At 67.8% G+C, this 9378-nt stretch carries 12 protein-coding genes; 2 read left to right on the forward strand and 10 right to left on the reverse strand.

Annotated features, from left to right (window positions below; genetic code table 11):
• Positions 1-82 precede the first annotated feature (82 nt).
• Complete coding sequence (locus PMI12_RS14880; protein WP_007833857.1) at positions 83-442, forward strand: HPF/RaiA family ribosome-associated protein; 360 nt, start codon at positions 83-85, stop codon at positions 440-442.
• 6 nt (positions 443-448) lie between these two features.
• Here the strand turns inward: PMI12_RS14880 and PMI12_RS14885 are convergent, their stop codons facing one another.
• The 7 genes from PMI12_RS14885 to PMI12_RS14915 all read right to left on the reverse strand — a co-directional run bounded on the left by PMI12_RS14885 (position 449) and on the right by PMI12_RS14915 (position 5658).
• Positions 449-895, reverse strand: a complete 447-nt coding sequence (locus tag PMI12_RS14885) for a MerR family transcriptional regulator (protein WP_007833858.1) — start codon at positions 893-895, stop codon at positions 449-451.
• Positions 885-1313: a nuclear transport factor 2 family protein gene (locus PMI12_RS14890; RefSeq protein WP_007833859.1), complete on the reverse strand. Its 429-nt coding sequence runs from the start codon at positions 1311-1313 to the stop codon at positions 885-887. The genes PMI12_RS14885 and PMI12_RS14890 overlap by 11 nt, the downstream gene beginning before the upstream one ends.
• A 102-nt stretch (positions 1314-1415) precedes the next feature.
• A complete protein-coding gene (locus PMI12_RS14895; RefSeq protein WP_007833861.1) occupies positions 1416-2342 on the reverse strand; it encodes an SDR family NAD(P)-dependent oxidoreductase in 927 nt (308 codons plus the stop codon).
• A 96-nt stretch (positions 2343-2438) separates the two neighbouring features.
• Positions 2439-2822, reverse strand: a complete 384-nt coding sequence (locus PMI12_RS14900; protein ID WP_042673450.1) for a response regulator — start codon at positions 2820-2822, stop codon at positions 2439-2441.
• A 123-nt stretch (positions 2823-2945) separates the two neighbouring features.
• Entirely contained in the window at positions 2946-4502 is a 1557-nt protein-coding gene (gshA, locus tag PMI12_RS14905; protein WP_042673437.1) for a glutamate--cysteine ligase, read from the reverse strand.
• A 152-nt stretch (positions 4503-4654) separates the two neighbouring features.
• Positions 4655-4972, reverse strand: coding sequence for a putative quinol monooxygenase (locus PMI12_RS14910; protein WP_007833867.1), 318 nt, complete (start codon positions 4970-4972; stop codon positions 4655-4657).
• A complete protein-coding gene (locus PMI12_RS14915) occupies positions 4969-5658 on the reverse strand; it encodes an alpha/beta hydrolase (protein ID WP_007833869.1) in 690 nt (229 codons plus the stop codon). The genes PMI12_RS14910 and PMI12_RS14915 overlap by 4 nt, the downstream gene beginning before the upstream one ends.
• Before the next feature lie 147 nt (positions 5659-5805).
• On the opposite strand from PMI12_RS14915, the gene PMI12_RS14920 reads away from it, so the two are divergent.
• On the forward strand, positions 5806-6279 hold the full coding sequence (locus tag PMI12_RS14920) for a Fur family transcriptional regulator (protein ID WP_007833871.1): 474 nt from the start codon (positions 5806-5808) through the stop codon (positions 6277-6279).
• A gap of 6 nt (positions 6280-6285) precedes the next feature.
• Here PMI12_RS14920 and zigA read toward each other — a convergent pair whose 3' ends face one another.
• From zigA to PMI12_RS14935, 3 genes are all read right to left on the reverse strand, one after another.
• Positions 6286-7479: a zinc metallochaperone GTPase ZigA gene (gene zigA, locus PMI12_RS14925; RefSeq protein WP_007833873.1), complete on the reverse strand. Its 1194-nt coding sequence runs from the start codon at positions 7477-7479 to the stop codon at positions 6286-6288.
• An 88-nt stretch (positions 7480-7567) separates the two neighbouring features.
• Positions 7568-8281, reverse strand: a complete 714-nt coding sequence (locus tag PMI12_RS14930; RefSeq protein WP_007833875.1) for a DUF899 family protein — start codon at positions 8279-8281, stop codon at positions 7568-7570.
• A 104-nt stretch (positions 8282-8385) separates the two neighbouring features.
• On the reverse strand, positions 8386-9351 hold the full coding sequence (locus PMI12_RS14935) for an SDR family NAD(P)-dependent oxidoreductase (protein WP_007833877.1): 966 nt from the start codon (positions 9349-9351) through the stop codon (positions 8386-8388).
• Between the last annotated feature and the right edge of the window lie 27 nt (positions 9352-9378).

Below are 9378 nucleotides of genomic sequence, written 5' to 3' on the forward strand. Positions count from 1 at the left end.
AGGGAACAGGCCTACGCACGCCGGGGCACAGGGGGGCGCACAGTGGGCCTTCGTTCATCCATCTATCCAGCAGGAATATTGCATGCAGATCCAGGTCAACACGAGCAACGGCATCACGAACAAGGACGCGCTGGAGCGTTGGGCCGACACCGAGATCAAGCAGCACCTGAGCCGTTTCGTCGACGACGTGACGCGCGTCGAAGTGCACTTGAGCGACGAGAACCACGACAAGACCGGCGGCGGCGACAAGTGCTGCGTGATGGAGGCACGCCTGGCGCACCACCAGCCGCTGGCGGTGACGCAGCACGCTACCAGCCTCGACGAGGCCTTCCGCGGCGCGGCCGACAAGCTCAAGCGCTTGCTGGACAACACGCTGGGGCGCCTGCACAACCACCGCGACCGCGGCTCGATCCGCACGGACCCGGGCTTCATCGCCGAGTAGGTCCGCTCACCTGCCCTTGCGCTTCGGCGGCTTCAGGCCGGGCGTTTCGGCGGGAACGAGCGGCGGGCGGCGGCCGCTGGCCATCCATTCGTCGTAGAAGCCGATCTTGCGGTCGACCAGCGACAGCGCCCGCTTCCACTCGGCAATGGTCTGCGTCACGCGCTCCCGGTGCGCGGCGAGCATGTCGCGCCGCTGGCGCAGCGTGACCTTGCCCTGCACTGCCAGCGCGGTGTATTCGCGCATCTCGGCAATCGACATGCCGGTGCGGCGCAGGCGCTCCATCAGGTCGAGCCATCCGACGTGCAGCTCGACGTAGAGGCGCCGGCCGCCCTCGTCGCGCGCCACGCCGGGCACCAGGCCCTGCGTCTCGTACCAGCGGATGGCGTGCACCGTGCGGCCGGTGCGCGTGGCCAGCTCGCCGATGTGGAAAGGCGTGCCGCCGTCAGCCGGCATGGGCGGCAACGGCGGCCGGGGGCGCCTGCAGCGCTTCCTGGACCAGTGCGGTGTCGAAGTACTCGGTCAGCTCTTTCACCTTGCCTCCTTCGAGTCGGTAGACGTAGCAATAGTGGTTGTTGTAGCGCTTGCCGGCCTTGGTGGGCACGTCGCCGCTGAACAGCACCACCACGCGGTCCCCCTCGGCGATGATGCGCTCGGTCCTGCTCACATAGGGCGCCGCGAATTGCGCGAAGAGCGGGTTCAGCAGCTCCTCCCGGATCGCCTTCTTGCCCCGGTAGGTGCGCGACCACGGGGTGGTGCCTTCGAGCTTCCAGCTGGCGTCGTCCGCCAGGCTGTCGACGAAGGCCTGGCCGTTGCCCTTGTCCAGCTCGTCGTGGATGCGCTGGACCAGGGCCTTGTTGTCGATCGTGTTCATGGCTTGATTTCCTTGGATTGAATGAACCGGCGATTCCGGAAAATCCATTGGAAATGCTCGAGTGCACTCGAGGTCAAGCGCCATGGACACCATGGGCGTCGATCAGCCCCTCTTCGCGTTCGCCATGCCCTTGGCGACTTCGTTCGCGCCCTGCGCGGTACCGCTCTGTGGCACGGCCTCGCCTTCGCGCTGCGTGACCTCCGACAGGCGCGCCGCCAGTTGCTCCGGCGTGTCGGCGTCAATGCCCAGCCAGACGCCCTGCGTCAGCGTGATGTGCGCGGCCTCGAAGGTGCCGGCGCCCGCGCACAGGATGGTGCGGTTGGGCGCATCCTGCGCGGCCAGCACCAGCATCGCGGGCACCACGGCCTCGGGTCGGAAGGCCTCGAGCATTTCCTTGGGGAACAGGTCCTCGGTCATGCGCGTGGCGGCGGTGGGCGCCAGGCAGTTCACGCGGATGTCGTTCTTCGCGCCTTCGATGCTCAAGGTCTGCATCAGGCCCACCAGCGCGAGCTTGGCCGCGCCGTAGTTGCTCTGGCCGAAGTTGCCGTACAGGCCCGACGACGAGGTGGTCATCACGATGCGGCCGTACTTCTGCTCGTTCATGAGCGCCCAGACGGCCTTGGTGCAGTTCACTGCGCCCATCAGGTGCACGTCGACCACCAGCTTGAAATCGGCCAGCTCCATCTTGGCGAAGCTCTTGTCGCGCAGGATACCGGCGTTGTTGACCAGGATGTCGACGCGGCCCCAGGCATCGACCGCCTGCTGGACCATGGCCTGCACCGCCTCGAAGTCCGTGACGGACGCGCCATTGGCAATAGCTTCGCCGCCCGCGGCCTTGATCTCGTCGACCACCGCCTGCGCGGCACTCACCGAACCGCCGGAGCCATCGCGCGCGCCGCCCAGGTCGTTGACCACTACCCTCGCGCCGCGCGCGGCCAGCGCCAGCGCATGCTGGCGGCCGAGGCCGCCGCCCGCGCCGGTCACGATGGCCACGCGGCCCTTGAAGTCGATGCTGCTGTTGTTGCTCATTTCTCTCTGTCGCTTTCCTGGGAGTTGCTCGGCGCCGCCTCGGGCGGCAGCGTGGCGTTTTACCCCAGAAGGCGTACGACCCCAGTCGTGCGCGCGTCACCCGGGAGAGCGCACCTTCTCGCAGAAGGCCACCAGCTGGTCGAGTTCGGCCGATTTGTCGAAGAAGGCATCGGCGCCCAGCGCGCGCGAACGCTCGCGCATGTCGGCGGTGGCGTAGTTGCTGAGCACGACCACCTTCTGGTGCGGCGCCCGGTGACGGCAGGCGCGAATCACGCCGAACCCGTTGCCGCGCTGGAGGAACAGGTCGATGATGGTCAGGTCCCAGTCATCCTTGGAGCCGTGCAGGCGCAGCCAGTCGATGGCCTCCTGCTCGGTGCTCGCGGAAGCCACGACTTGTGCCTCGGCCAGGTCTTCCAGAAAACCGGCCAGGTTCTCCCGGATCACCGGGCTGTCTTCGACGAGATATGCCTTGAACCGCATGGCGGCCATCTTCGCCCCGGCCCGTTTGCACGCGGTGGGCAATGCGGGTCAATGCCTGTAGGTCATCCGCCACCCCCCCTGTCGTCAAGCGAAGGGGCTCGAAACGAAGACTGAACCAAAGTCCTAAGCGGCGACGGCCATGCGGCCGCGTGACACGCCCAGGCGCGCGGGCGAGACGTACTGCTCGCGATAAATTTCGAAGGGCATGGTGTCGGCCGCCTCGATGCGCTTCTGCTCCTGCAGCGACTCGGCCGTCATCTGCTCGAATTCGGCTTGCTGCGCGGCCGGGAACGGCAGCCCCAGCAGCGTGGCGCGGGTCTGCTCGGACTGGGCGCGCACGAAGCCGATGAAGGAGTTGCCATGGTCTTTCTCGACGGCTGCGAGCACGCGGGCCGAGGGCAGGCTGTCGGGGTTGTGCAGCGCGGCCCTGGCGGCGCGCACCGCGTCGGCATGCGCCGTGCCGCCCTGCGCCGCGTCGAGCGCGGCGGCGATGGGCTGGCACTGCTCGACCAGCTCCAGGCCCCAGTCGGCCAGCGCCACCTCGCGCCCGCCGCGCAGCAGCTTCAGGCCCGGCTCGCGGCCGCGCGCGGCCGTGAGGTGCTGGTTCTGCGCGAGCTCGGCGATTTCCTGCGGCGTGTCGTTGGGGCTGTCGCTCAACAGGCAGTGCAGCAGGAACACGTCGATGAAGCGCATGGTCTGCGCGTTGATGCCGACGGTCTCGAAGGGGTCGAGGTCCATCAGGCGCACTTCGACGTACTCCACACCACGCTCGCGCAGCGCATGCAGCGGGCGCTCGCCGGGGTTGATCACGCGCTTGGGGCGGATGGTGCCGTAGAACTCGTTCTCGATCTGCAACAGGCTGGTGCCGAGCTGGTTGTAGTCGCCGCCGAGGTTGCGGATGCCGATGGCTTCGTACGCCGGCCACGGGCGCGTGAGCGCGTCCTGTAGCGAGGCGGCGTAGCCCTCGAGGCTGTTGTAGCTCACGGCCAGCGAGGCCTGCGCATCGCTCTGGTAGCCCAGGCGGCCCATGCGCAGCGAGGTGCCGTGCGGCATGAACATGCTGCCGTCACCCAGCGGCTGCAGCTCGTGCGGACGGCCCGCCACGAAGCTCGAACACAGGGCCGGCGAAGCGCCGAACAGGTACAGCAGCAAAAAGGCCTGGCGACGGAAATTGCGGATCAGCGCGAAGTACTGTTCGCTCGACACGTCGGGCAGCGACCAGTTGTAGTGGATGCCCGAGATGGTCTGCATGCGCCGGCCGTAACGGTGGCTCAGGCCCATGCGGTAGACGCTCTTGGCGCGGCCCACGTTCGAGGAGCCGTAGCGGCCGATCGGAATCGTCTCGTCGGTCGGCAGGCCGCAAGGCATGCTCGACACCCAGAGACGCTCGTCGCCGAGCTGGTCGAGCACGCGGTAGGTGAACTGGTGAACCCGCGTCAGTTCCTCGAGCGCCGATTCGACGCCCGCATGCACGCCCGTGATGAGTTCGAGCTGCGATTCGCTGAAGTCGGTGGTGATGTGCGGATGCGTGAGCGCCGAGCCCAGGGCGATCGGATGCGGCGTCAGCGCGAGCTTGCCGTCGGGCAGCGCGCGCAGGCTTTCCTTCTCGATGCCACGCCGCATGCCCTTCAGTCGTGCGGCTGAAAGTGCAACCAGCCTCTCCTGCAATCTGTTGCTCATATTGTTATACCCATCAATCTTCTGAGGGGCTGGAAGGTAGCACGGGCGCGCGGGCATTGCTCGTGCAGGGAATCCCTCGCCCCGCTACCCTGTAGCTCGCTATGTTTTTGATAGCTTTCTGCATAGGCCGAGCTTCGGATGGCGCACGAAGCTCAGGCCCCGGCGCGGCCTGCCGACAGGTCGATCTCGCTCGACTCGTAGACGTGCATCTCCGGCGTGCCGTCGGCCATGGCCGCGAGCGCCTTGCCGAAAGCCCGCGAGGCATCCACGCGGAAGTGCGCCTGCAGCGCGGCCATGTCGCTCCACCGCTCCACGAAAGTCAGGCGCAGCGGCTCCTGCACGTCGGTCGAGACCTCGTGCGAGATGCAGCCGGGCTCGGCACGCGAGCGCAGCACGTGCTCGGTGCTGATGGCGAGCATCGCCTGCAGGGTGTCGGGCTTTGCCAGGGCGTGTCCGATGACCAGAATCATTTTGTTGCCTCCTTCGACAAGGTTCGGCCGAGCACCCGCAGCAGGAAGCTGTTGAGGTCGGCGATTTCTTCCATGCACACCGAGTGCGCCATCGTGTATTCGTGCCACTCGACAGCATGGCCCAGAGCGGCCAGCGCGTCGCGCGAGCGCATCGCGGCGGCCAGGGGCACCACGGGGTCCTGCCGGCCATGGGCAAGGAACACGGGCGTTTCGTGGTTGGCTGCGTGCCGTTCGGCCGCCGTGGTGGCCGCGATCGGCAGGTAGCCGGAGAGGCCGACGATGCCGGCCAGGCGCTCGGTGTGGCGCAGGCCCGTCATGAGCGCCATCGCGCAGCCTTGCGAGAAGCCGGCCACCACGATGCGGCTGGCGGCGATGCCGCGGGCCTTTTCATTCGAGATGATCGCTTCGATGGTCGCCTGCGAGCGGCGCAGGCCGGCCTCGTCCTCCTGCGCCGCCAGGTCGGGCAAGGCGATGTCGTACCAGGCCGGCATCCGGTAGCCGCCGTTGATGGTCACGGGCATGACCGGCGCATTGGGGAACACGAAGCGCACCGGGCCCACGGGCGAGAGGTCGAGTTCGTTGGCGATGGGCACGAAATCGTTGCCGTCGGCGCCGAGGCCGTGCATCACGATCACCGTGGCGGTGGGATTGGGGGCGGTTTCGATCTCGATGGGAGGACGGGACATGGTCGGACAAAGGTATTCAGGAACGCGGATGGCCAGACCTTAGCGCATTCGGGCCCGGCCGAAGGCGCCGATACGGCCGGTTGGCTGACTTGCACATCGTTTCGCCGCCCGCGGCGCCGCGGAATGCAACACAATGGCGTTTCGCATATGAAGACCACCACCTCGCATCCGAAGCCCTGTCCCGCCGCCCCGTTCGACAGCGAAATGCTGCTGCGCGGCAGCGGCCTGCGCGTGACCCGCGCTGCGCAGACCGTGCTCGAACTGCTCGAACACAATTCGCAGCCGCTCACGCACGAGGAAGTGGCCGCTGCCTATACGGCGGCCACAGGCGAAGCACCCGACCGCGTCACCGTCTACCGCGTGCTCGACCGACTGGTCGAGGCGGGCCTGTGCGACCGCCGCGTCGGCGCCGACCGAGTCAATCGTTTCTCGCGCCACGTGGAGGCCGAGTCGGGCAACACCTTCGAATGCGACCAGTGCCACAAGGTGCTGGCGCTGCCGTCCGACCCCGAGCTTCCGAAGGTGATGGGCCGGCTGGGCCGGGCCTTGCGCAAGCAGGGCATCGATACGCGGCACACCGCGCTGACGCTGCACGGCACCTGCGGCGACTGCGCCCGATAGCGCTTTTCACGCGTTCCACGAAGGGAACGGGTCCGGGAAGTTCCGCCACCACGAGGCGCCGAAGCGCATTTCATCTTCCGTGAGCAGGCAGGCATCGAGCCGGGTGCGCAGCGCTTCCTCATCCATGCCGATGCCGATCAGCACCAGCTCCTGCCGGGCGTCGCCCGTGGCCGAGTCCCAGTTCTTGCGGATCAGCTCCAGCGCGTCAGGGTCGGTCGGCCAGTGCTCGCGCGGCACCGCCGCCCACCAGAAACCCGCCGCGCCATGGCGGCAGGCGCCGCCGGCCTGCGACCACGAGCCGGCGCGCGTGGCGCGGCTCGCGAGCCAGAAGAAACCCTTGGAGCGCACCACGCCTTCCCATTCGCTGTGCACCAGCTCCCAGAACCGCTTGGGATGGAACGGAATGCGCGAGCGGTACACGAAGCTGCGGATGCCGTATTCATCGGTTTCCGGCAGGTGCTCGCCGCGCAGCTCGGCCAGCCAGCCCGGCGCCTGCTCGGCCTGCCCGAAGTCGAACAGGCCGGTGTCGAGCACGCGGTCGAGCGCCACGCGGCCGAACTCCGACACCTCGATGCGCGCGCGCGGATTCAGCCTGTGCAATATCGCCATCAGCCGCTCGCGCTCCTCGCGCGTGACGAGGTCGGTCTTGTTGACCACCAGCACGTCGCAGAACTCGATCTGCTCGATCAGCAAGTCGACCACCGTGCGCGTGTCTTCATCGCCGAGGGACTGCCCCCGCTGGCCGAGGCTGTCGGCCGAGCCGTAGTCGCGCAGGAAGTTGAAGGCGTCGACCACGGTCACCATGGTGTCGAGCCGCGCCACGTCGGCCAGGCTCTTGCCGTCCTCGCCAGCGAAGGTGAAGGTCTCGGCCACGGGCAGGGGCTCGGAGATGCCGGTGGACTCGATCACGAGCTGGTCGAAGCGGCCCTCCTTCGCGAGGCGATGGACCTCGAGCAGCAGGTCTTCGCGCAGGGTGCAGCAGATGCATCCGTTGCTCATCTCGACCAGCTTCTCGTCGGTGCGCGAGAGCTGGGCGCCGCCGTCGCGCACGAGCGCAGCGTCGATGTTGACCTCGCTCATGTCGTTGACGATGACCGCCACGCGCCGGCCCTCGCGGTTGTGGAGGATGTGGTTGAGCAGCGTCGTCTTGCCGGCGCCGAGAAAGCCGGAGAGCACGGTGACGGGAAGGCGGTCGGCCATCGGGGCGGTCTCCATATATGCAACAGAATTGCATTATATGAAGCAACGCAACCATGTTGCGTTTTATCCCCCTGAGGGGCCCTATCGCTCAGTAGGACAGCTTGGGATACCAGTCGGTCCCCCGCCCTTCGGGCGTCATGTCGAGCAGGTTCCATATCGGCATCGCATCGGGCGCGCCGCGCGGGTCCTGCCCGGGGTCGGAGGTTCCAGCGCCCATCTCGCCGCCCCAGAAGTGGCGGATCGTCCCGCCGTCGCGCCGGAACACGTTGAATGCCGGGTTGTCGCCGCTTTCGGGCATCTCGCCGGCGTAATCGCGGTTGAAGGTGTTGCCGGCCGATGAATACAGCGGCAGGTGCCGCCAGCCGCGCTCCCTGGCGAAAGCCGTCATCCGCTCGATCGGCGAGCTCGCGACGACCGCGAACGCCACGCGCTGCAGGATGTCGGGCATCTCGCCGTCGTAGGCGCTCAGCAGCGAGGTGCACATGGGGCACGGACGCTCACGTTCCGGGCCATACATCCAGTTGTAGGTGATGAGCGTGCCGTGCTCGCCGAAAAGTTCGGAGAGCCTGACCGGCCCACCGGCTCCCTGAAACTCGTAGTCTTGCGGCACCTCGCCACCCGGGGGCAGTGCGCGGCGCATTTCCGCGACGCGTTCGATGCGTCGGCGCAAATCGATCTCCTCGGCAAGGAGTTCCGTGCGAGCCCGCCGGTAGGCGACGCTTTCGCCCGGGAACCGGACGGAATTGGAACGGGCAAGCCGGCTGGCGGATACCAGTTCGGTGGCTTCGGCTGGGGCGGACATGGCAGGTCACCTCCTGGGGTGATTGAAGGGATTGACGTGCATGGTGCACCCGCGCGCAGGCCGTTGCCGGTACGCGCTTTTCCCCGGTCGGGCGCGAACTTGTCCTACGGCCCTACCTGCATCTCGAAAGCCGCGACCTGCCTTCCATCGATGTCGGTGAAGCCGTACTCGCGCGCCAGGTCGGCAACGCGCAACACCTCGCCGCTTTTCTCCAGCACCCTCGCATCGCCCGCCAGCGCCGCGACCGCCCGCCCCAGGTAGCGCGGCGATTCGGTGCGCGCCAGCTCGGGCCGCTGTTGCCAGTGCGCCTCGTCGGTCTTGTGGCCCGCGAGCACGAACTCGGTGCGCATCCAGCCTGGGGACACGGCAACCGAGGCCACGCCGTGCGGCTTCAGCTCCTGCGCGATGCCGAAGGCCAGCCGCGTCATCGACGCCTTGGCCAGGTCGTAGAAGAGATTGCCGCGCAGGTAGTGGCCGCGGTCCCAGAAGGTGGTGGTGACGATCAGCCCCCTCTTGCGCCGCACCATCAGCGGCGCGGCGCAGCGGCTCGCCACGAGGTGGTTGCGCACGCCGCGGTCGAACATCGCGTCCCAGTTGGCAAGGGGATGCTCCCAGAACGGCGCGTCGAACACGCCCGTGAATGTCTCGTGGCCGCCCCAGGCGTTGTTCACGAGCAGGTCGAGGCGGCCTGCCTCGCGCTCCACGCGGGCGAAGAGCGCAGCCACTTCCTGTTCGTTCGTGTGGTCGCATCGCACCGCGATGCCGCGCCCGCCCTGGCGCGTGACCTCGTCGGCGGTGTCGTCTATGCTGCCGGGCGCCACGGCCATGTCCGACAAGGCGAGCAACTGGCCGTAGGTATCGGCGGGCCTTTCGCGCGTGCTGCGCCCGGTGACGTACACGGTGGCGCCGGCCGCACCCAATTCGACCGCGATGCCGCGCCCCGCGCCGCGGCTCGCGCCGGTGACCACCGCCACGCAATCCTTCAGCGGGCGTAGCGTGCCGGCGGGCAGGTTCGATTCAGGCCCGTGCAAGGGGTCGTCGTCGAGCCGGAGGAAAAGGTGTTCGGGCATGCGGCGATTGTGTGGAAAAACCTGCCC

This window comes from Variovorax sp. CF313, assembly GCF_000282635.1.
Classification (GTDB): Bacteria; Pseudomonadota; Gammaproteobacteria; order Burkholderiales; family Burkholderiaceae_C; genus Variovorax.